The sequence below is a fragment of the Dinoroseobacter shibae DFL 12 = DSM 16493 genome, assembly GCF_000018145.1.
In the GTDB taxonomy this organism is placed as follows: domain Bacteria; phylum Pseudomonadota; class Alphaproteobacteria; order Rhodobacterales; family Rhodobacteraceae; genus Dinoroseobacter; species Dinoroseobacter shibae.
Genome location: NC_009952.1, coordinates 2,177,817 through 2,197,622, shown reverse-complemented (window position 1 = coordinate 2,197,622; position 19,806 = coordinate 2,177,817). Strand labels below are relative to the sequence as shown.

At 65.6% G+C, this 19,806-nt stretch carries 17 protein-coding genes; 6 read left to right on the top strand and 11 right to left on the bottom strand.

Annotated elements, in window-relative coordinates:
• The first annotated feature begins 36 nt into the window (after window positions 1-36).
• On the top strand, window positions 37-1,455 hold the full coding sequence (locus DSHI_RS10565) for an FAD-binding oxidoreductase (RefSeq protein ID WP_012178746.1): 1,419 nt from the start codon (window positions 37-39) through the stop codon (window positions 1,453-1,455).
• A 189-nt stretch (window positions 1,456-1,644) separates the two neighbouring features.
• On the opposite strand, the gene DSHI_RS10560 is transcribed toward DSHI_RS10565, so the two are convergent.
• Both DSHI_RS10560 and DSHI_RS10555 read right to left on the bottom strand, forming a co-directional pair.
• Entirely contained in the window at window positions 1,645-2,097 is a 453-nt protein-coding gene (locus DSHI_RS10560) for a DUF302 domain-containing protein (protein WP_012178745.1), read from the bottom strand.
• A 99-nt stretch (window positions 2,098-2,196) separates the two neighbouring features.
• Window positions 2,197-2,736, bottom strand: a complete 540-nt coding sequence (locus DSHI_RS10555) for an adenine phosphoribosyltransferase (RefSeq protein ID WP_012178744.1) — start codon at window positions 2,734-2,736, stop codon at window positions 2,197-2,199.
• A gap of 336 nt (window positions 2,737-3,072) precedes the next feature.
• On the opposite strand from DSHI_RS10555, the gene DSHI_RS21395 reads away from it, so the two are divergent.
• Window positions 3,073-4,002: a jacalin-like lectin gene (locus DSHI_RS21395; RefSeq protein WP_012178743.1), complete on the top strand. Its 930-nt coding sequence runs from the start codon at window positions 3,073-3,075 to the stop codon at window positions 4,000-4,002.
• Window positions 4,003-4,446: 444 nt separating this feature from the next.
• On the opposite strand, the gene DSHI_RS10545 is transcribed toward DSHI_RS21395, so the two are convergent.
• From DSHI_RS10545 to DSHI_RS10525, 5 genes are all read right to left on the bottom strand, one after another.
• Complete coding sequence (locus DSHI_RS10545) at window positions 4,447-6,018, bottom strand: GMC family oxidoreductase (protein ID WP_012178742.1); 1,572 nt, start codon at window positions 6,016-6,018, stop codon at window positions 4,447-4,449.
• A 14-nt stretch (window positions 6,019-6,032) separates the two neighbouring features.
• Window positions 6,033-6,557, bottom strand: coding sequence for a hypothetical protein (locus DSHI_RS10540; protein ID WP_012178741.1), 525 nt, complete (start codon window positions 6,555-6,557; stop codon window positions 6,033-6,035).
• Between the two features lie 40 nt (window positions 6,558-6,597).
• The gene (locus tag DSHI_RS10535; RefSeq protein WP_012178740.1) at window positions 6,598-6,993 is read right to left on the bottom strand and encodes a VOC family protein; all 396 of its coding nucleotides are present in this window, start codon (window positions 6,991-6,993) and stop codon (window positions 6,598-6,600) included.
• 114 nt (window positions 6,994-7,107) lie between these two features.
• Window positions 7,108-7,398, bottom strand: coding sequence for a ribbon-helix-helix domain-containing protein (locus DSHI_RS10530; protein WP_012178739.1), 291 nt, complete (start codon window positions 7,396-7,398; stop codon window positions 7,108-7,110).
• A 152-nt stretch (window positions 7,399-7,550) separates the two neighbouring features.
• The gene (locus DSHI_RS10525) at window positions 7,551-8,423 is read right to left on the bottom strand and encodes an S-methyl-5'-thioadenosine phosphorylase (protein ID WP_044027774.1); all 873 of its coding nucleotides are present in this window, start codon (window positions 8,421-8,423) and stop codon (window positions 7,551-7,553) included.
• Between the two features lie 182 nt (window positions 8,424-8,605).
• On the opposite strand from DSHI_RS10525, the gene DSHI_RS10520 reads away from it, so the two are divergent.
• Together DSHI_RS10520 and DSHI_RS10515 are read left to right on the top strand one after the other, a co-directional pair.
• The gene (locus DSHI_RS10520) at window positions 8,606-10,210 is read left to right on the top strand and encodes a SulP family inorganic anion transporter (RefSeq protein WP_012178737.1); all 1,605 of its coding nucleotides are present in this window, start codon (window positions 8,606-8,608) and stop codon (window positions 10,208-10,210) included.
• Between the two features lie 111 nt (window positions 10,211-10,321).
• Window positions 10,322-10,597, top strand: coding sequence for a hypothetical protein (locus DSHI_RS10515; protein ID WP_012178736.1), 276 nt, complete (start codon window positions 10,322-10,324; stop codon window positions 10,595-10,597).
• A 5-nt stretch (window positions 10,598-10,602) separates the two neighbouring features.
• On the opposite strand, the gene DSHI_RS10510 is transcribed toward DSHI_RS10515, so the two are convergent.
• The gene (locus DSHI_RS10510) at window positions 10,603-11,208 is read right to left on the bottom strand and encodes a flavin reductase family protein (RefSeq protein WP_012178735.1); all 606 of its coding nucleotides are present in this window, start codon (window positions 11,206-11,208) and stop codon (window positions 10,603-10,605) included.
• A 75-nt stretch (window positions 11,209-11,283) separates the two neighbouring features.
• On the opposite strand from DSHI_RS10510, the gene DSHI_RS10505 reads away from it, so the two are divergent.
• Entirely contained in the window at window positions 11,284-11,784 is a 501-nt protein-coding gene (locus DSHI_RS10505; protein WP_012178734.1) for a GNAT family N-acetyltransferase, read from the top strand.
• A gap of 32 nt (window positions 11,785-11,816) precedes the next feature.
• The gene (locus DSHI_RS10500) at window positions 11,817-12,572 is read left to right on the top strand and encodes a vWA domain-containing protein (RefSeq protein WP_012178733.1); all 756 of its coding nucleotides are present in this window, start codon (window positions 11,817-11,819) and stop codon (window positions 12,570-12,572) included.
• Here the strand turns inward: DSHI_RS10500 and ptsP are convergent.
• From ptsP to DSHI_RS10485, 3 genes are all read right to left on the bottom strand, one after another.
• The gene (gene ptsP / locus DSHI_RS10495; protein ID WP_012178732.1) at window positions 12,569-14,812 is read right to left on the bottom strand and encodes a phosphoenolpyruvate--protein phosphotransferase; all 2,244 of its coding nucleotides are present in this window, start codon (window positions 14,810-14,812) and stop codon (window positions 12,569-12,571) included. The two genes, DSHI_RS10500 and ptsP, sit on opposite strands and share 4 nt — an antisense overlap.
• A 159-nt stretch (window positions 14,813-14,971) precedes the next feature.
• Entirely contained in the window at window positions 14,972-16,210 is a 1,239-nt protein-coding gene (locus DSHI_RS10490; protein WP_012178731.1) for an aspartate kinase, read from the bottom strand.
• Between the two features lie 310 nt (window positions 16,211-16,520).
• The gene (locus DSHI_RS10485) at window positions 16,521-19,313 is read right to left on the bottom strand and encodes a bifunctional aconitate hydratase 2/2-methylisocitrate dehydratase (RefSeq protein ID WP_012178730.1); all 2,793 of its coding nucleotides are present in this window, start codon (window positions 19,311-19,313) and stop codon (window positions 16,521-16,523) included.
• Window positions 19,314-19,806 lie beyond the last annotated feature (493 nt).

Below are 19,806 nucleotides of genomic sequence, written 5' to 3'. Positions count from 1 at the left end.
TGCGGGGACAAGAACGCGACAGATCAGGAGACAGAGATGCTGGACACCGTGCCTGCCGATTTCGAGACCGCCGTGCGCGCCGCCCTGCCGGAGGCGGCCTTTCCCGAGTTGTCGGCGGCCTATCTCGAAGAGCCGCGGGGACGGTATGCGGGCTCCGGCGGGCTGCTGGTGGCGCCGGGCGCGACCGAGGAGGTGGCGACGCTGGTGCGGCTGGCCCAGGCGCACAAGGTGCCGATCATCCCCTACGGCGGCGGCACGGGCCTCGTGGGCGGGCAGATCGCGCCCGCGGGTCCGGTGCCAGTGATCCTGTCCCTGCGGCGGATGCGGTCCATCCGCGCGGTCTATCCCGAGGAGAACGTGCTGGTGGCCGACGCGGGCGCGGTGCTGGCCGAGGTGCAGCAGGCGGCCAGGGATGTCGGGCGGCTCTTTCCGCTGTCGCTGGCTTCCGAGGGCTCGGCCACCATCGGCGGGGTGTTGGCCACGAATGCGGGCGGGGTCAATGTGCTGCGCTACGGCAATGCGCGGGACTTGTGTCTTGGGCTGGAGGCGGTGATGCCGGATGGGGCGATCTGGCACGGGCTGACGCGGCTGCGGAAGAACAACATGGGCTACGATCTGCGCCACCTGCTGATCGGGGCGGAGGGCACGCTGGGGATCATCACCGGCGCGGCGCTGCGCCTGTCACCCCTGCCGCAGCGCCACGGGGTCGGGCTGCTGGTGGTCGACAGCCCCGCCGCGGCGCTCGACCTGCTGGCGCTTGCGGGGGAGGTTGCGGGCGACACGATTTCGGCCTTCGAGCTGATCTCGGGGCGCGGGTTCGAGTTCTTTGCCGAGACCATGCCGGAGATGCGCGCGCCCCTCGATCCGGTGCCCGCCTGGTCGGTGCTGATCGATCTGGCAGGTGCCAGCGGGTTCGATCCCGAGGGCGCGCTGGAGACGCTTTTTGCCCGGGCGGCGGAGGCGGGGCTGGTGTCTGACGGGGTGATCGCCCAGTCCGAGGCGCAGGCGGACGCGCTCTGGGCGCTGCGGGAGAACATCCCCGAGGCCAATCGGCGGATCGGGTCGGTGTCGTCCCATGACATCTCGGTGCCCCTATCGGAGATCCCCAACTTCATCGAGACCGCCACGGCGCGGCTGGCCGGGATCGGGGATTACCGGATCAACTGCTTCGGCCATGTGGGCGACGGAAACCTGCACTATAACGTTTTCCCGCAACCGGGCCGCAGCCGGGCCGATCACGAGGACGAACGGCCCGCGATCAAGACCTGCGTGCATGATCTGGTGCATGAGCTGGGCGGGTCGGTTTCGGCCGAGCACGGGGTGGGGCGGCTGAAGGTCGAGGATCTTGAACGCTACGGCGATCCGGTGAAGCAGGCGGCGATGCGCGCGATCAAGGATGCGCTAGACCCACACGGGCTGATGAACCCCGGTGCGGTGCTGCGCGCCCGGACGTGACCGATCCGGCGCAAGGATCCGGGGGAAAAAAGCCCGGCGCCGTGAGGGTCACGGGCCGGGTCAGTCAACCTTAGGGAAACCTGTCGATCGCTGCATCGACAGTAATCACCATAGCGCCGAGTCGTTAGCAAACCGTTAGGATTTGACCGGTTTCCGGCACCCTGCATATGCAGGTGGCGGGCGTCCGGGCTACTCCGCCGCCACCGCCTTGGCGGTCAGCGCCTCCAGCGCGCCGGTCATCTTCGCCAGGTAGGCGGCGTCCGCGGGCAGCCCGTGGGTCGCGACCAGATCCGCCGGAGCATGGTAGGCGACGCGCACCTGTCCGTCGGCATCCCGGTAGGCCAGCACGCGCAAGGGCAGGTCGAGCCCCGCGGTCTGCGCGTCCTGCATCGCGGGGGTGCCCAGGGCGGGGTTGCCGAAGATCAGGACCTCGGTGGGTCGCAGCTCCGCGCCGATCTTGGCTGCGCCGCCCGCATGGTCGATCCGGGCGAAGATCGTGGCGCCCACGCCGGTCACGGCGGCTTCGAGCCGGTCGAGGGTTTGGGCCACGGTGTGGGGGCTGGCCTTTTCGATCATCCCGGCGGAGGCGGCGAGAGGCAGTGCGCTCAGAACCAGGGCGGCGAGGGGGAGGGGGCTGTGCATGGGGTGTCCTTTCGTGATCCCGCGGGTCTATCACCTTCCACGCCGGAGGCCCGTGACAAAGCCGTGACAGGCCCGTGATCACGCCCGCCGCGGAGCCGGTCAGTCGCCGTCGAAGGACGTCAGGGCGTGGACCCCCATATCCATCTCTTCGAGCAGCTTGCGTCCGCCGAGATCGGGCAGGTCGATCAAGAAGGCGCAGCCCACCACCTCGGCCCCCAGCCGTTCGATCAACTGGATGCCCGCCCGCGCGGTTCCGCCCGTGGCCAGAAGATCGTCGACCAGCAGCACACGCTCGCCGGGCTGGAAGGCGTCGTCGTGGATCTCCACCGTCGCCTTGCCGTATTCGAGCACGTAATCCTGCGCGATTGTCTTGCCGGGCAGCTTGCCCTTCTTGCGGATCGGCACGAAGCCGACGCTGAGTTGATGCGCCACGGCCCCGCCGAGGATGAAGCCCCGCGCCTCCAGCCCCGCGACCTTGTCGATCTTCACGTCCACGAACGGGTCGAGCAGCTGGTCCACAGCGATGCGAAAGCCGCGCGGGTCGGCGAAAAGGGTGGTGACATCGCGGAACATGATCCCCTCATGGGGGAAGTCGGGGATGGTGCGGATGTAGTCTCTGAGGGTTTTGCGGGGGGTCATGGGCAGTCTTTCCTAGGGTCCGAGACGCGCGCATCCTTGGCAATGCGCGCGCGCTGGTCAAGCAGCCTAGAGTCCGCTGGAGAAAAAGGCGCATCGGTCGATGCGAGACTTCGTTCAGAGCTTTGGGATCGGATGACCGCCGTGAGCCCGAACTAGTGGGCGCTCCACCTCGCACCGATGTCCGCTTCTCGGATTGCGGCTACCGCTTGGCGCACTCCGGCGTCATCAGCTCTGAGCGCGTCTGAAGGCACGACAGGTGCGCGGTTAAAAAATCTGAACCGCTGCGATGAGTACTGCGACCAAGGGCATCGAAACCCTTTGAGGAGTACACTGACAATGAGCATCGAGACACTTACCTTTGGTGGACGCGGCGGCGACGCATTTGACATCGCCGGGTTCGAAGCGATCGGCCTGAGTTCCGCCTCGCGGATCGACGAGCTGCGGCTGGACAATGCCCGCTACGGCGGCAACGGCGGGAAGAAAGAGAGCGGTCTGTCGTTCAGCAGCGACGAATACATCAATGAAATGGTGATCAGATCAGGAAGCCGGGTCGACCGGATCGAGCTGCGCACCAACCGCGGCCGCGAGTTGGTCCATGGCGGCAATGGCGGCACGCGACATGAGCTCACGGACATTCGCGTGCTCGGCCTTGGCGGGCGTTCCGGCAGCGAACTGGACCAGCTTGCCGTCCACTTCATCCGCGACTACCAACCCAGCCAGCCGGAGCCCGGCCGCCATACCGCGATCATCGGCGTCGTGCCGCAGGGGGAGCTGATCGAGACCTTCGAGCTGGACCGCACCAGGGAGCTCAACGCCACCCGCCGTCTCTTCCAGACGACCTTCACGGCCAACCAGAGCAGTTCGTTCGGGGGGTCGCTCGGCAGCGCCAAAGGCGAGTTCACTGCAATGGCCAGCAAGTCCTTCGGGCTCACGCAAGTCGTCGAAAAGGAATTCCTGGAGGAGATCGAGACCGAAGAGGTGAACAGCGAGACGGTCACCCGCTCGCCGGGCCGGGGTTTCGTCGGGCTGGAGACGGTTCAGGTAGAGGTCTACCGTGTCGAGGCCCCCTCGCGCGACATCAACGATGCTGTCTGGTGGACCTTCCCCGTTGGCACGCCCGAATACATCGAAGTCCGCGAAGAGATTGGCATCCCGCCGCTCGAAAGCGTCATCGACATGACCGGCATCCTGAGCTTGCAACTGCCGGTGATGGCGCCCCGGAAGACGGAGCGGTTCGGCTGCGACTGGTACGCGGCCCAGCCCTGACACGGCCCGCGCCACTCCGGACAGTCCCCGTCCGAAGTGGCGCCCCGCCCGTCTGGGAGAGGCGCATCTTGCTAGGTGCCGCGCGTCGCGTGAATGATGTCTGAGTGCGGACAGCAGCCAATCGGGTCCAGGTCGGCGAAGTCGCGATTTGGCTGACTTGCCGAGCCCTCTCCTTACCGAGAGGTCCGCCGAAATCCAAACGTTTCTGTCCCCGCCAAAAACGACCGAACGCGGATCAGCCAGTTCATCCAGAACCGCCGATGGTGCATGTGCGGCGAAGGTCTGAAAAGTCCCGCATTGCACACAACCGCACAGGCGCGGCCTGACGCAGACCCATGCACAGGGATGACCGTGGACTGACGCGGTGTTCCGTCCAACCTTGCGAGACATACGCAAAAGGCCACCCGTTGCCGGGTGGCCTTGCGTGTTGGCAAATTCGCAGGCTCAGAGGTTTTGGGCCGTCATCTCCCGGGCAATGTGGTCTGCCTGCCGCATGGCCAGCGCCACGATGGTCAGGGTCGGGTTCTCTGCCGCGCCGGTCGTGAACTGCGAGCCGTCCGAGATGAACAGGTTGGGGATGTCGTGGGTTTGCCCCCATTTGTTCACCACCCCATCGCGCGCATTCTCGGACATCCGGTTGGTGCCGAGGTTGTGCGTGCTGGGATAGGGCGGCGTCGGGAAGGTGCGGGTCGCCCCCACCGCCTCGTAGATCGCCTGCCCCTGTTGCCAGGCGTGGTTGCGCATGGCGATATCGTTGGGGTGGTCGTCGAAATGCACGTTCGGTGCCGGCAGCCCGTACTGGTCCAGAACATCGGTATTGAGCGTGACCCGGTTGGTCTCCTGGGGCATGTCCTCGCCCACGAGCCACATGCCCGCCATGTTCTCATAGGCATCGAGCGCGGAGGTGAATTCCCGCCCCCAGGCGCCGGGGTCGAGGAAGGCGGCCATGAAGGGCAGGCCGAGGCTGAGCGTCTCCATCTCGTAGCCGCCGACAAAGCCGCGGGACGGGTCGTGCCGGGCCTCGTCGGTGATGATCCCGGCCATGGTCGTGCCGCGCCACATCTTCACCGGTTTGTCGAAGGTCGCATAGACCGAGGCCGTCATGTGGCGCATATAGTTGCGCCCGACCTGGCCAGACGAGTTCGCCAACCCATCGGGGAACATGGACGAGGCGGAGTTCAGCAGGAGCCGTGGGCTTTCGATCGAGTTGCCCGCCACGGCCACCACGCGCGCCTTTTGCAAATGCTGGTTGCCGTCCGCATCCGCGTAGAGCACGCCGGTGACCTTGCCCGTGTCGTCATGCTCGATCTTCAGAACATGGGCCTGGGTGCGCAGTTCGTAATTGCCGGTATCCAGTGCGCGCGGGATTTCGTCATAGCTGGGCGACCACTTGGCCGCGACCTTGCAGCCCTGGAAACAGAAGCCCATCTGCTGGCACGGGGTGCCGTCCGCGTTGGTTGAACTCTTGATGGCCATCCGGCCGGTGTGCACGTCCTTGTAGCCGAGCGCCTTGGCGCCCGCTTCGAACACCTTGTAGTTGTTGTTGCCGGGCAGGCCGGGCCGATCCCCGGTGCGGGTGACGTGCATCTTGTCTTCGGCCGCGGTGTACCACGGATCCATCTCCGAGGCATCGATCGGCCAGTCCAGCAGGGACGCGCCGGGCACGTTGCCATAGGTCGTGCGCGCCTTCCATTCATGCTCCTGGAACCGCAGGCTCGCGCCCGCCCAGTGCACCGCAGAGCCGCCGACGGATTTCACGATCCATGCGGGCAACCCGGAGAAATCCCGGCTGACCCGCCAGTCGCCGGAGGTCGTGCGCGCATCCAGCCAGGCCAACTGGCCAAAGCTCGCCCACTCATCCTGCAGGAAGTCCTGCGGTTCGTGGAACGCGCCCGCCTCCAGCGAGACCACTTTCACACCTTTTTGCGCCAGCTCATTGGCGAGCGTTCCGCCCCCCGCGCCGGTGCCGATAACCACGACGACAGAGTCGTCGTTCAGATCGAACGTCGTTGCCATGTTCGTCTCCTCCCTCAGACCCAATCGATGTCGTCGAAACCGTTTGCGAGATAGCCACCCTTGGTGAAACTCTCGCCTTCATACCCGAACAGAGGCCAGACCTCTTTCTGGTTATAAAGCCCGGTGACGAGACCGCCGCGGATCTGCTGGAAGAACGGGCTGTTTTCCATGCCGCGCAGGATGTCGACGCGGTCGCGCTCCCAGCCTATGGCGAGGTAGCTGTCATAGCCTGCGTTGCGCGCGGCGGCATTCAGGTCGGCAATGCCGTTCTCGATGGTCCCGGCGTCGTCGTCGGTGTCATAGCCCTTGACCGCGGCGGCGTAGAACTTGTCGCCCACGTGGTCGTGCGGATAGATATCCCGTGCCATCTGCACCAGCGTGGCGAAGGTTTCTGGTTTCAGCGCGACGGTTTCGGCCGCCCAGGCCGCGTCGCGCCCGGCGACAAACCCCGCGCCGACCACGAAGCTTGCGCCCGCCGCCGTGGCACGGGACAAAAGCGCCCGTCGTGTCAGGCCCTTGGGCCCTTTGGTCTCGATCATGTTTTCCTCCCAGAAATGATGCGCGGCCTCCCCGCCGCGCCTATTGAAAGCGTCCGCTGCGTTCGAGCACCTCGATCTGGTACCCGTCCGGATCGGCCACGAAGAAAAACCGCCCGACGAGCTTCCCGTCGGGGGCGAATTCCACCAATTTTCGGGGGTTGAGGCCCTCGGCCTCGAAGCGGGCGTGTTCCGCGTCCAGATCATCGACCGAGACCGCGAAATGCCCGTAACCATTGCCCAGGTCATAGGGCTCGGTCTGGCCCTTGTTGACTGTCAGCTCCAGCTCGAAGCCGGTCTCGTCATTACTGAGATAGACGAGCGTGAAGTCCGAGAAATCGAGCCTGTCGGCCACATCGAGCCCGAAGGCGCGCTTGTAGAAATCGACCGACCGCGCCTCGTCCAGAACGCGGATCATGCTGTGGATCGCCTTGGCCAATCCAACCTCCCTGGTGTCTTGTTCCTTGGACGATCAGGGTAACGCCAGGGCAACGAGGGCCGGGTAGTAGGGTTTTACTACTGCCCGTAATTTATGCGGTCATGCGCGGGCGGTCTACTCGGCTGCGATGCCGTTGCCGACTGCGCTGCGTGTCTCGATGTAAAGCAGGGCGGTGCAGCGCAGGAGCGAGGTGAAATTCACCGGCTCGCCACGCGCTTCGAGGACCTCGCCATGCAAGGTGGAGATAAAGGCCGGTGTGCTGCGGCCCTCGGCTTCGGCCATCTCGTCGAGGATGGCCCAGAAGCTGTTTTCCAGACGGATCGACGTGCTTTGCCCGTTCAGGCGCAAGCGCCGCGTGGTACAGGCGTACCGTTCGGGATCCTGATGAGAGAAGATCTGGCACATGGCTGGACACCCCTTCGCATACCTTGCGTCAAAGCTAGCGTGCTGGTCATTTTCTGTCCATTATGCACACGCAGCAGGGTGCTGCGCATCCATTCCCTCAAGTCCGGAAATATCCCGGGGGGTGCGGGGGGCTGGCCCCCCGCCGCGCCCGTTCAGAGCACACGCCCGGCCACGGCGTCCAGCTTGGCGACCAGCGCCGGGTCGCGTTTCTCCGGCGCGGTGAGGATCGCGTAGTCCAGCGCGCGATCGCAACCATGGGGGCAGGGGGCGCGGTCGGCCCCCAGCAGCTTGGGCAGGCGTGCGACCAGCCCCTTGGCCTTCTCGGAGTTGCCCATCAGGGTCTTGATGATCTCGTTGACATCCACCTCGCCGTGGTCGGGATGCCAGCTGTCGTAATCGGTGATCATCGCGACGCTTGCGTAACACAGCTCCGCCTCGCGCGCGAGCTTGGCCTCGGGCATGTTGGTCATGCCGATCACGTCGCAGCCCCAGCTTTCGCGGTACATCTTGCTCTCGGCGAGGGTAGAGAATTGCGGCCCCTCCATCGCGAGGTAGGTGCCGGTTTCATGCACTGTGATGCCCGCATCGCGCCCGGCCGTGAGGCAGGCGGCGCCGAGCCGGGGGCAGGTCGGATGCGCGACGCTGACATGGGCCACGCAGCCGGTGCCGAAAAACGATTTCTCCCGTGCGAAGGTCCGGTCGATGAACTGATCGACGATCACGAAATCGCCCGGTGCCATCTCTTCGCGGAACGATCCGCAGGCGGAGACCGAGATCACATCCGTCACGCCGAGCCGTTTCAGCGCGTCGACATTGGCGCGGTAGGGCACGGTGCTGGGGCTGTGCACATGGCCTCGGCCATGACGCGGCAGGAACGCCATCTTCACCCCGTCGAGCGTGCCGGTCAGGATCGCATCTGAAGGCGTGCCCCAGGGGCTGTCCACGGTGGTCCATGTGGCCCCTTCGAGCCCGTCGATCTCGTAGAGTCCAGATCCGCCGATAATTCCAATATATGTCTGCATCATAGCCCCCGCGTTGTCCCCATAATGGCTAGGCAGCGCGGGACGCAAGGTCAATGGGCCGGGCCCGCCGGAGCGCGACCGTATTGCACCAAGTGCAGGGCGGCATTGCATCTCGGGGCTATGCAGGCCGGTCCAAACCGGGTACGACGCGCCCAACCCCCATTCCCGTTTCCCGAGGTTTCCCCGTGCCCCGAGCTCTGCTGGCATCCTTTGCCAATCGTATCGCCTTTTCCGCCCCGACCGCCGATGAAACCCTCAGCATCTCGCGCATTCGGATCGAGTTGTTGTCCGGCCTGACCGTGGCGCTGGCCCTCGTGCCCGAGGCCGTGGCGTTTGCCTTCGTGGCGGGGGTGCATCCGCTGGTGGGACTTTACGCGGCCTTCATCGTGGGTCTGATCACGGCGCTGATCGGGGGGCGGCCGGGCATGATCTCGGGCGCGACGGGCGCGCTGGCCGTGGTCATGGTGGCGCTGGTGGCCGAGCACGGGGTCGAGTACCTGTTCGCCACGGTGGTGTTGATGGGGATCCTCCAGATCCTCTTCGGCATCTTCAAGCTGGGCAAGTTCATCCGGCTGGTGCCGCATCCGGTCATGCTGGGCTTCGTCAACGGGCTGGCCATCGTGATCTTCCTGGCGCAGCTGACCCAGTTCAAGGTGCCCAACGACGCTGGAGAGATGGTCTGGATGACCGGCTGGCCGCTGGTGATAATGCTGGGTCTGGTGGCGCTGACCATGGCGATCATCTGGGGCATGCCCAAGATCACACGCGTTATTCCCGCGCCGCTGGCGGGGATCGGGATCGTGGCGGTTCTGGTCATCGCCTTCGGGATCGACGTGCCGCGGGTGGGGGATCTCGCCTCCATCGCGGGGGGCTTGCCGAGCCTGCATATCCCCATGGTGCCGCTGAACATGGAGACGCTTCAGATCATCGCGCCCTATGCCTTCATACTCGCGGCCATCGGCCTGATCGAGAGCCTGCTGACCCTGAACCTGGTGGGGGAGATCACCGGCAAGCGGGGCGGCGCGAGCCAGGAGTGCATCGCCCAAGGCGTCGCCAATACCGTGACCGGGTTTTTCGGCGGCATGGGCGGCTGCGCGATGATCGGCCAGTCGATGATCAACGTGAAATCCGGTGGGCGGACGCGGATCGCCGGGGTGGCGGCGGCGCTCTTTCTGTTGCTGTTCATCGTGGCGGCCTCGCCGCTGATCGAGCAGATCCCGCTCGCGGCCCTCGTGGGCGTAATGTTCATGGTGGTGATCGGCACCTTCGCCTGGCAATCCCTGACGATCCTGCGCCGGGTGCCGTTGACGGATGCGCTGGTTATCGTGCTGGTGACGGTGGTCACGGTGCTGACAGACCTTGCCATCGCGGTGGTGGTGGGGGTGATCGTCTCGGCGCTGGCCTATGCCTGGAATAACGCCTCGCGCATTCACGCCAAGACCTACACCACCCCCGAGGGGGCGAAGGTGTACCAGGTGCAGGGGCCGCTCTTTTTCGGCTCGTCGGCCGGGTTCGTCGAGCTGTTCGATGTGACCCATGATCCGGGTCAGGTCATCGTGGACTTCGCCGACAGCCGGGTGGTCGACCAATCCGCGCTGACCGCCATCGAAGCCATGGCCGCAAAATACGCCGATGCGGGCAAGAACCTGCAACTGCGCCACCTGAGCCGGGACTGTCACCAGTTGCTGACCAAGGCGGGTCAGTTGATGATCGACAGCGACGATGACCCCGACTACGCCATCGCCGCCGACTACCAGGTCAAGACCGGTATCCTTGGCGGGGGACACTGAGCGGCGACGGGACACTTGCCAGACGGACGGGTTTGGGATTAGAGCGGAAGGGACGGGTGGCAGAGAAGACCCGTCCCCCCACATCGGTAATTCCTGGAAAGGTGTCGCGCCATGATCGTGCGTCGTCCGCTATCCGCCCGTCTGGAAGCCTGGCTGATGCGCCATGAACAGCATCTGAAATGGCTCGCGCTGTGCCTGGGCGTGGCCAGCACCGTGGCCATCGTGCAGAACTGGCATCCCTGGCCCATGGTGCTGGGCTTGCCCTTCTGCCTGATCTGGATCCTCTGCGCCTGGCTCCATGGCGAGCGGCAGTTGAAATACATCAACATCCTGTTCAGCGCGCTCTATCTCTACGGTCTGACGCGCTACGCGCTGATCGGGGCCTGAGCGGCTCAGTCGTCCGGGCGCGCCAGCGAGAACAGATTGTCGACGCAGGCATAGTCCCTGTAGCCGAGCCGCGACAGCGGCCGGAAAGTGGTCACGTCGAACCGCCCGTCGACCAGGTGCTCGTCGCGCATGTGGATGCCCGTGACCTGACCGAAGACCACGAAATTCGATGGGCCCTCCAGTTGCACGATCTGCGTGAGCCTGCATTCCAGGTTGGCGGGGGCTGCGGCCACGCGGGCGCAGTCGATGGTCTCGCACGGCGCCTTCTCGATGCCCGCGCGGGCGAACTCGTCCACTTCCGCAGGGTAGCTGCCGGAGCTGACATTCATCACGTCGCGCAAGGCATAGGAGACGATGTTCACACAGAACACGCCGGTTTCGCGGATATTTGCCACGCTGTCCTTGGTGTCGCCGCGATCCTCCTTGGCGGAGGTCGAGGCGAACATCACCTGCGGCGGTACGTAAGCCACGGCGTTGAAGAAGGAGTAGGGGGCGAGGTTGTCCTGCCCGTCCGCGCCGCGGCTGGAAATCCAGCCGATAGGGCGCGGCGCGACGATGGCGTTGAACGGATTGTGGGGCAGCCCGTGTCCCTCTTCGGGGCGGTAGAACATGGAAACTCCTCGTTGTTTGCGCATCACCTAACGCCTGTGATAGGCGCGGAGCCAGCAAAAAAACGGAGCGCCCCGGTGCAATTGCGGCAGGAAGAACCAGGCGATTGGTGGGAGGTGGAGGCGCTCTTCGATCTGTGCTTCGCGCCCGGTCGCGAGGCGCTGTCATCCTACCGGCTGCGCGACGGGGTTCCGCCAGTGGGCGCGCTGTGCCTGGTGGCGCCGAACGAGGACAATGCGCTGGGCGGGGTCGGTGGCGCGATCCGGTTCTGGCCGATCCGCGTGGGTGGGGCGGAGGCGCTGCTGCTCGGTCCGGTGGCGGTGCACCCGACCCGGCAGGGGGAGGGGTTGGGCGCGCTGCTGATCCAGGCGGGTCTGGAGAAGGCCGCGGCACTGGGCTGGACGCGGGTCCTGCTGGTGGGCGATGCGCCCTATTACGGCCGGTTCGGCTTTGTCCGGGCCGAGGGGATCGAGATGCCCCCGCCGACCAATCCCGACCGGGTGCTGGTCCAGGCGCTGAGCGCGGGCGCGTGGGACGATGTGCGCGGCGAGGTCACGCCCGCGACCCCGGCGCCGTAGACAGACCGGGCCCGGGCGTGTCAGGCTCGGGCATGGTCGGATCCCTCCCCAGGCCCTTGGGGCGCAGCCTGTCCCTGATCGCCGCTTGCGCGGTCGCGGGGCTCATGCCCGTGCCCCATGCCGGTGCGGCGCAGGGCTGCAGCGAGGACGCGATGGTGGTGTTCGACGGGTCCGGGTCGATGTCGGAGATGGGCTTCAACCTGATGGACGAGCCGCGCATCTTCGCCGCGCGGCGCGCCATCCGGCAGGTCATGCCGCAGGTCGCCCCGGTGCGGAATCTCGGCCTGCTGGTCTATGGCCCCGGCCCGCGGGAGGCGTGTGACAATATCGATCTGCGGTTTTCCCCGATCCCCGACGCCGCGCCCCGGATGATCGCCGAGATTGACCGGCTCATGCCGTCGGGCAACACCCCGCTGACAGCGTCGGTGGCCCGCGCGGCAGAAGCGCTCGATTACCGGACCCGCCCCGGGGTCGTGGTGCTGGTCACGGACGGCAAGGAAACCTGCGGGGGTGCGCCATGTCAGCTTGCGGCCGAACTGGCGGCCGATGCGCCCGCGCTGACCGTGCATGTGATCGGCTTCAAGCTGCGCGGCGAGCATTTCAGCTGGGACAGCGAGAACCAGCATGATTACCGGCAGGGGCAGACCGTGGCGCGCTGCCTCGCGGATCAGACCGGTGGACTGTACCTGACGACGGAAACTGTGGATGAGCTGGTGGCCGCCCTGCGCACCACGCTGGGCTGCCCGATCTTCGGTCGGCTGGAGGACGCGGTGCTGCCGGCGGGCTAGTTCTGGTGGCGCAGCCACTCCATCACCGCGGGGCGTACGGTCATGGCGCCCGAGGCGCGCGCCTGGGTGATCACGGCGCGGGCCTCGCGCAGGTCGGAGCGCCGCAACAGATGTTTGACCGGCCCGATGGAGGCCGGGCGCATGGACAGCGACCGCAACCCCATGGCGGCAAAGCACAGCGCCTCGATCGGGCGGCCCGCATCCTCGCCGCAGAAGCTCAGCGGCGTGCCCACATCGCGGCACCGGCTCACGATCAGCTCGATCAGGCTCAGGAAACTGACGTTCAGCGTGTCGTAGCGGCGGCGCACCCGCTCGTTCTCGCGATCCGCGGCAAAGAAGAACTGTTTGAGATCATTGCCGCCGATGGAGACGAAATCCGCCATCTCGAAGAAGGAGTTGGGCGCAAAGGCCAGGCTGGGGGTTTCCAGCATCGCGCCGATCTCGACGCTCTCGGGCAGGGTGCGTCCAAGTGCGGCCTCGCGGTCGATCTCGCGCAGCAGGGCGTCGCGGGCGCGGGTAAATTCCTCCAGCTGGGCGATGAAGGGAAACATCACCGTCAGGGGCCGCCCGTTGGCCCCCCGGATCAGGGCCTGCAGCTGCATCCGCATCACGCCGGGCTTGTCCAGCCCGACCCGGATCGCGCGCCAACCCAGGGCCGGGTTCGGCTCGTCCTGGGGTTTCATGTAGGGCAGCACCTTGTCGGACCCGATATCCAGCGTCCGGAAGACCACGCGCTTGCCATCGGCCGCGTCCAGCACCCGGGCGTAGATCTCGGCCAGTTCCGAGCGGCGTGGCACCTTGGAGCGGGTCAGGAATTGCAACTCGGTCCGGAAAAGCCCGACACCTTCGGCCCCCGAGCTCGGCAGCGACGGCAGATCCGCCATCAGCCCCGCGTTCATGGTCAGGGAAATCACGCTGCCGCAAAGGGTTTCGGCCGGTTTGTCGCGGATCGAGGCATAGCGCTCCTGCGCCTTGGCCTGCATGGCGATCTTGTCGGTGAAATGCGCCAGCACCCGGTCGTCGGGGCGCAGGTGCACGATCCCCTGCTCGCCGTCCACCAGCACCAGATCGCCATTCAGCGCCTCGGTCGTGATGCGTTTGGCATGGACGATCAGGGGGATCGCCAGGGCGCGCGCGACGATGGCCGCGTGGGAGCCAACCGAGCCTTCCTCCAGGATGATGCCCTTGAGCGCACGACCGTAATCCAGAAGCTCGCCGGGGCCGATATTGCGCGCCACGAGGATCGGGTCGGCGGGGATCTCGGCCCCGGTTTCGCCGCCCTGGCCCGTGAGCAGCCGCAGAAGCCGGTTCGAAAGGTCGTCGAGGTCGTGCAGCCGTTCGCGCAGATAGGCGTCGGGCACGCGCTCCATCCGGGAGCGGGCGGCCGATTGCTCCTTCTCGACAGCCGCTTCGGCCGAAAGACCGCTGTCGATGCTTTCCTCCATGCGGCGCATCCAGCCGCGGGAGTTGGCGAACATCCGGTAGGCTTCGAGGATCTGGAGCTGTTCGGCATCGCCCTTGGGTGCGATGTCGAGCATCTCGTCCACGGAGACGCGCAACTGGTCCACCGCCCCGCGGAGGCGGACAAGCTCGGCTTCCGGGTCGTCTGAGACCAGCTTGGTGACGACCACGCGCGGCTCGTGCAGATAGACATGGCCCTTGGCGATGCCTTCCTGGGCGACGCCGCCGCGGATCATGATGGGGTTCTGATGCGGCGCGGCCAGCGCCGCTCCCTCGCCGGTGAAGGCGCCAAGCTCTTTCATCTCGGCCAGCACCATGGCCACGACTTCGAGGGCGTAGATCTCGTCGGTGGAATACTCCCGCTTGGCGCGGGATTGCACCACGAGCACACCGAGGGTTTCGCCAAGGCGCTGGATCGGGACGCCGAGGAAGCTCGAATAGACCTCCTCCCCGGTCTCCGGCATGTAGCGGAACCCCTTGGTGCTGGGCGCGTCTGCGGTGTTGATCGCGCGCGAGGTCCGGGCGACACGTCCGACGAGACCCTCGCCGATGCGCATCCGGGTCTTGTGCACCGCTTCGGGATTGAGCCCTTCGGTCGCGCACAGCTCCAACGTGTCGGGATCCCGGAACAGGTAGATCGAGCAGACCTCGGTGCGCATGCTGTCGGCGATCAGGCTGGTGATCTTGTCCAGCCGTTCCTGACCCGCGCCCGCCTCGGCAAGCGTGGCCTGCAAGCGTCTGAGAAGCTTGCGGCTTTCGGTCTCGATACTGTCGGCCATTCTGCCGTCCCGGTCCTTCGCCCGGCATTGCCGGGCTCCTGCGCTCAGGCCCGGTTAGACCATATTCCCCCGCCCATGGGAACGAAAATCAAAGCGCGCGCGGGCTGGGTGGACCGGGCCCTCGGCGCTATGCGTGGAGGGGGCCGCCCTTGCCGGGCGTCAAGCTGCGCGGTCCAGTTCGAATGCGTCGTGCAGGGCCTGCACGGCCAGTTCCATGTACTTGCGCTCGATCAGCACCGAGATCTTGATCTCGGAGGTGGTGATGACGCGGATGTTGATCCCCTCGTCGCGCAGGGCCTGGAACATGCGCGCCGCCACGCCGGCGTGGCTGCGCATTCCGATGCCGACGACCGAGACCTTTGCCACATCCGTGTCGGCCACGAGTTCCTGGAAGTTGATCTCGCCCAGTTCCTTTGCTTCCTTGATCGCCCGTTCGGCCCGCAACACCTGGTCTGTGGGGCACGAGAACGTCATGTCTGTCCGCCCGTCCTCGGAGATGTTCTGGACGATCATGTCCACGTTCACCCCGGCCTCGGACAACGGCCCGAAGATGGCGGCAGCGATCCCGGGCCGGTCGGCCACGGAGATCAGGGTCATTTTCGCCTCGTCGCGGGAATAGGCGACGCCGGAGACAACATTGCTTTCCATAATCTCATCCTCATCGCAGACCAGCGTGCCTGACGTGTCGGTATTTTCCTCGAAGCTCGACAGTACCCGCAGGGGGACCTTGAAGCGCATGGCCAGCTCGACCGAGCGTGTTTGCAGGACCTTGGCGCCGAGCGAGGCCAGCTCGAGCATTTCCTCATAGGCGATGCGGTCCAGCTTGCGGGCCTTGTCCTCGATCCGGGGGTCGGTGGTGTAGACCCCGTCCACATCCGTGTAGATGTCGCAACGCACCGCGCCGAAGGCGGCGGCGAAGGCCACGGCGGTGGTGTCGGACCCACCCCGGCCCAGGGTGGTGATGCGGCCCTCGGGGCTGATCCCCTGGAAGCCCGCGATCACGGCCACCTGCATGCCCTCGTCGAACTTCGCGTCGAGATTGGCGCGGGGGATTTCCTCGATCCGGGCAGCGGCATGGGCGGAATTGGTGCGCAGGGGCACCTGCCAACCCTGCCAGGAGCGGGCGGGGATTTCCATCTCCTGCAAGGTGAGCGCCAGCAGGCCCGCGGTGACGTTCTCGCCCGAGGAGACCACGGCGTCGTATTCGCGGGCGTCGTAGAGCGGCGATGTCTTGCCCACCCAGCCGACCAGTTCGTTTGTCTTGCCGGACATGGCCGAGACGATCACGATCACCTTGTGACCGCGGGCAACCTCGCGCTGCACCTTCTCGGCGGCGTTCTTGATCTTGTCGAGATCGGCAACGGAGGTGCCGCCGAATTTCATCACCAGAATGGACATTTGCGTCTCTCGTCCCTCGTATTGCGCGCCCATGTACGGGAACCGGGGGGGAGGGGCAAGAGACAGGGACGTCGCGGGGCCAAGCGCCTTCGAAGGCGCTTGAAAGGCGCTTGCAAGCGCCTTGGTCGCGCGACATCCCACAGCCTTGCGTGGGTTGCAGCGCGCGCAAGGGCACGGCCCCCGGTCCCGAAGCGGGCCGCCTGGGACGGTCTAAGCGCCTTCGAAGGCGCTTGGCCGCCGCCCTTACCCCCGCGCGGACCCCATCGTGCGGGGGTAAGGGCGGCGGGTGCACCCGGAGGGCGCTGCGCGCCTAGAAGTGGACCGACTTGGCGTCGATCGGTGGGGTCAGGGGCGGGGCGAACTTGGTCAGGTTGATCCCTTCGACCGCTGTCTTGTACTCCTCGACCGTCGGGGTGCGCCCGAGGATCGCCGAGAGCACCACGACCGGGGTCGAGCCGAGCAGGGACTCGCCCTTCTTGGTTTCGCTGTCGGCCACCACGCGGCCCTGGAACAGCCGGGTGGAGGTTGCCAGGACAGTGTCACCCTTGGCCGCCTTCTCCTGGTTGCCCATGCACAGGTTGCAGCCCGGACGTTCGAGATAGAGGATATTCTCGTATTCCGTGCGCGCCTTTTCCTTCGGCGCGGAATCGTCGAACTCGAAGCCCGCGTATTTCTGCAGCACGTCCCAGTCGCCCTCTTCCTTCAACTCGTCGATGATGTTGTAGGTCGGCGCGGCGAGCACCAGCGGCGCCTTGAACTTGACCTCGCCATTGGCCTTTTCGAGATTGCGCAGCATCTGGGCCACGATCTTCACGTCGCCCTTGTGCACCATGCAGGAGCCCACGAAGCCGAGGTCGATCTTCTTCTCCGCGCCGTAATAGGAAATCGGCCGGATCGTGTCGTGGGTGTAGCGTTTCGAGACATCGGCGTTGTGCACATCCGGGTCCGCGATCATCGGCTCCACGATCTGGTCGAGGTCCACCACCACTTCGGCGAAGTACCGGGCGGTGTCATCGGGTTTCAGGGCGGGCTTTTCGCCCGACCGGATCTCGGCGATGCGCGCATTGGCCTTGGCGATCAGCCCGGCGAGCATCTGCACATCGTTGTCCATGCCCTTGTCGATCATCACCTGGATCCGTTGCTTGGCGATTTCGAGGGACTCGATCAGCGTGTCGTCGTTGGAGATGCAGATCGACGCCTTTGCCTTCATCTCGGCGGTCCAGTCGGTGAAGGTGAAGGCCTGGTCCGCCAGCAGCGTGCCGATATGCACCTCGATCACCCGGCCCTGGAAAACGTTGTCGCCGTGCTGGGCCAGCATCTGCGCCTGGGTGGCGTGGACCACGTCGCGGAAGTCCATGTGATCGGCCATCTTGCCCTTGAAGGTCACCTTGACCGACTCCGGGATCGGCATGGTCGCCTCGCCCGTGGCGAGTGCGAGTGCCACCGTGCCGCTGTCGGCGCCGAAGGCCACGCCCTTGGACATGCGCGTGTGGCTGTCGCCGCCGATGATGATGTCCCAGTCGCTGACAGTAATGTCGTTCAGGACCTTGTGGATCACGTCGGTCATCGAGTGATAGACGCCCTTGGGGTCGCGCGCGGTGATCAGCCCGAACTTGTGCATGAACGCCATCAGGCGCGGGGTGTTGGCTTGCGCCTTGAGGTCCCAGACCGAGGCGGTGTGACAGCCCGACTGGTATGCCCCGTCCACTGTCGGCGACAGCACCGTGGCGGCCATCGCTTCCAGCTCCTGTGAGGTCATCAGGCCGGTGGTGTCTTGGGAGCCGACGATATTGACCTGCACCCGCACGTCCGAGCCCGCATGGAGCACCTTGCCCGGGGTGACGCCGCGGGCATTGGCGTTGAAGATCTTTTCGACGGCGGTCAGGCCCTGGCCTTCATGGGAAATTTCCTTGGCCGGGGCAAAGACCGGCGTCGGCTCCACGCCCAGCGTTTCAGCGGCGAGCGTCTGCAGCTTCTTGCCGAAGACCACGGCATAAGAGCCGCCGGCCTTCATGAACTCGACGGCCTGCGGGCTGAACGCGGAGGAGACATCCGCGAGCTCTTCGCCGCCATCGGCGCTCATCAGCTTGCGCGCCTTGGTGTCGATCTTCAAAACGGTGCCCGTGTCGACGGAGTATTTCTGCTCCAGAATCGGGTTGCCGTCATTGTTCAGGATCGGGTTGCCGTCGCCATCGACTTTCTTCACCCAGTTCTTCAGATCAATGCCGATCCCGCCGGTCACGCCGACGGTGGTCATGAAGATCGGGGAGATGCCGTTGGTGCCCGCGACCACGGGGGCGATGTTGACGAAAGGCACGTAGGGGCTGGCCTGTTTGCCGGTCCAGAGTGCCACGTTGTTCACGCCGGACATGCGCGACGAGCCCACGCCCATGGTGCCCTTCTCGGCGATCAGCATGACGCGCTTGCCCGGATGTTGAAGCTTCAGCGCCTCGATCTCTTTCTGGGCGGCTTCGGAGATCATGCATTTGCCGTGCAGTTCCCGGTCCGAGCGCGAGTGTGCCTGGTTGCCGGGGGAGAGCAAGTCGGTGGAGATATCGCCCTCGGCGGCGATATAGGTCACGACCTCGATCTCGTCCTCGATCTCGGGCAGCGTGGTGAAGAACTCCGCCCGGGCGTAGCTTTGAAGGATGCCGGTGGCCACGGCGTTGCCGGCCTCATGGGCCGCTTTCAGCCGGTCGGTATCGGCCTCATAGAGGAACACCTGGGTCTTGAGGACCTCCGCCGCCTGGGCGGCGAGGCTGGCATCATCGCCGAGTGCGATGTCGAGCAGCACTTCGACCGAGGGCCCGCCGCGCATGTGCGACAGAAGCTCGAAGGCGAAATCGGGCGTGATCTCGGCCACTACCGACTCGCCAAGGATGATCTCCTTGAGGAATTGCGCCTTCGCCCCCGCCGCACTCGTGGTGCCGGGCAGGGTGTTGTAGATGAAGAATTGCAGCGAGTCCGCGCGATGTTCATGCGCGGGATCCTTGATCTGGGCGATGATTTCGCTCGTCAGGGCGGCGTCATCGATGGGCTTGGGTTGCAAGCCTTGTTCCTTGCGCGCGGCGATTTCTTCGAGATAGGCTGTGTACAAGCTCATGGCGGACCCGGTCGTTGAATGCTGTGGGGATGTGCCGTCCGGACTTTGGGGTCCGACGCACGGGCTGTATATTCTGTATACCGTGGTATGCTACGTGTTTCAGAGGTGCAAGCCGGCGAGACGTGGCATGTTGCCCCACATGTTACTGCGCGAGAGGCCCTCGGCGCGTAGCGACCCGACGCCGCGTACGCCGACAGGTGCATGTGGAACGTCTTTCTTGCCTCGAGTCTCCGGGGGTGTTTATGGAATTAAAACAGAAATTTGCATGGCGAACTTCAGCTGAGATATCAGCTTCAGGTCGCGCGCCCTGCGCCGTGTAAAATAGACCCGGGCGGCCGCTTGAATGGGTGCAATGCAGCGGGGTTGCGACCAGAGCGCGTCCATGGACAAGCCCCTTGTCCGACTCGGCGCTGCGACATCCTTGGACTGGATCCGCCGCCAACGCCCAAGCATCACGACCCGACCGGGCCAGAGGGCCCGCGGGGCTGGATCA

What these genes read in the sequence shown, in the direction of transcription:
- DSHI_RS10565 (WP_012178746.1), top strand. Translation starts at nt 37, where the DNA reads ATGCTGGACACCGTGCCTGCCGATTTCGAGACCGCCGTGCGCGCCGCC.
- DSHI_RS10560 (WP_012178745.1), bottom strand. Translation starts at nt 2,097, where the DNA reads ATGCACAGCCCCCTCCCCCTCGCCGCCCTGGTTCTGAGCGCACTGCCT.
- DSHI_RS10555 (WP_012178744.1), bottom strand. Translation starts at nt 2,736, where the DNA reads ATGACCCCCCGCAAAACCCTCAGAGACTACATCCGCACCATCCCCGAC.
- DSHI_RS21395 (WP_012178743.1), top strand. Translation starts at nt 3,073, where the DNA reads ATGAGCATCGAGACACTTACCTTTGGTGGACGCGGCGGCGACGCATTT.
- DSHI_RS10545 (WP_012178742.1), bottom strand. Translation starts at nt 6,018, where the DNA reads ATGGCAACGACGTTCGATCTGAACGACGACTCTGTCGTCGTGGTTATC.
- DSHI_RS10540 (WP_012178741.1), bottom strand. Translation starts at nt 6,557, where the DNA reads ATGATCGAGACCAAAGGGCCCAAGGGCCTGACACGACGGGCGCTTTTG.
- DSHI_RS10530 (WP_012178739.1), bottom strand. Translation starts at nt 7,398, where the DNA reads ATGTGCCAGATCTTCTCTCATCAGGATCCCGAACGGTACGCCTGTACC.
- DSHI_RS10525 (WP_044027774.1), bottom strand. Translation starts at nt 8,423, where the DNA reads ATGATGCAGACATATATTGGAATTATCGGCGGATCTGGACTCTACGAG.
- DSHI_RS10515 (WP_012178736.1), top strand. Translation starts at nt 10,322, where the DNA reads ATGATCGTGCGTCGTCCGCTATCCGCCCGTCTGGAAGCCTGGCTGATG.
- DSHI_RS10510 (WP_012178735.1), bottom strand. Translation starts at nt 11,208, where the DNA reads ATGTTCTACCGCCCCGAAGAGGGACACGGGCTGCCCCACAATCCGTTC.
- DSHI_RS10500 (WP_012178733.1), top strand. Translation starts at nt 11,817, where the DNA reads ATGGTCGGATCCCTCCCCAGGCCCTTGGGGCGCAGCCTGTCCCTGATC.
- ptsP (WP_012178732.1), bottom strand. Translation starts at nt 14,812, where the DNA reads ATGGCCGACAGTATCGAGACCGAAAGCCGCAAGCTTCTCAGACGCTTG.
- DSHI_RS10490 (WP_012178731.1), bottom strand. Translation starts at nt 16,210, where the DNA reads ATGTCCATTCTGGTGATGAAATTCGGCGGCACCTCCGTTGCCGATCTC.
- DSHI_RS10485 (WP_012178730.1), bottom strand. Translation starts at nt 19,313, where the DNA reads ATGAGCTTGTACACAGCCTATCTCGAAGAAATCGCCGCGCGCAAGGAA.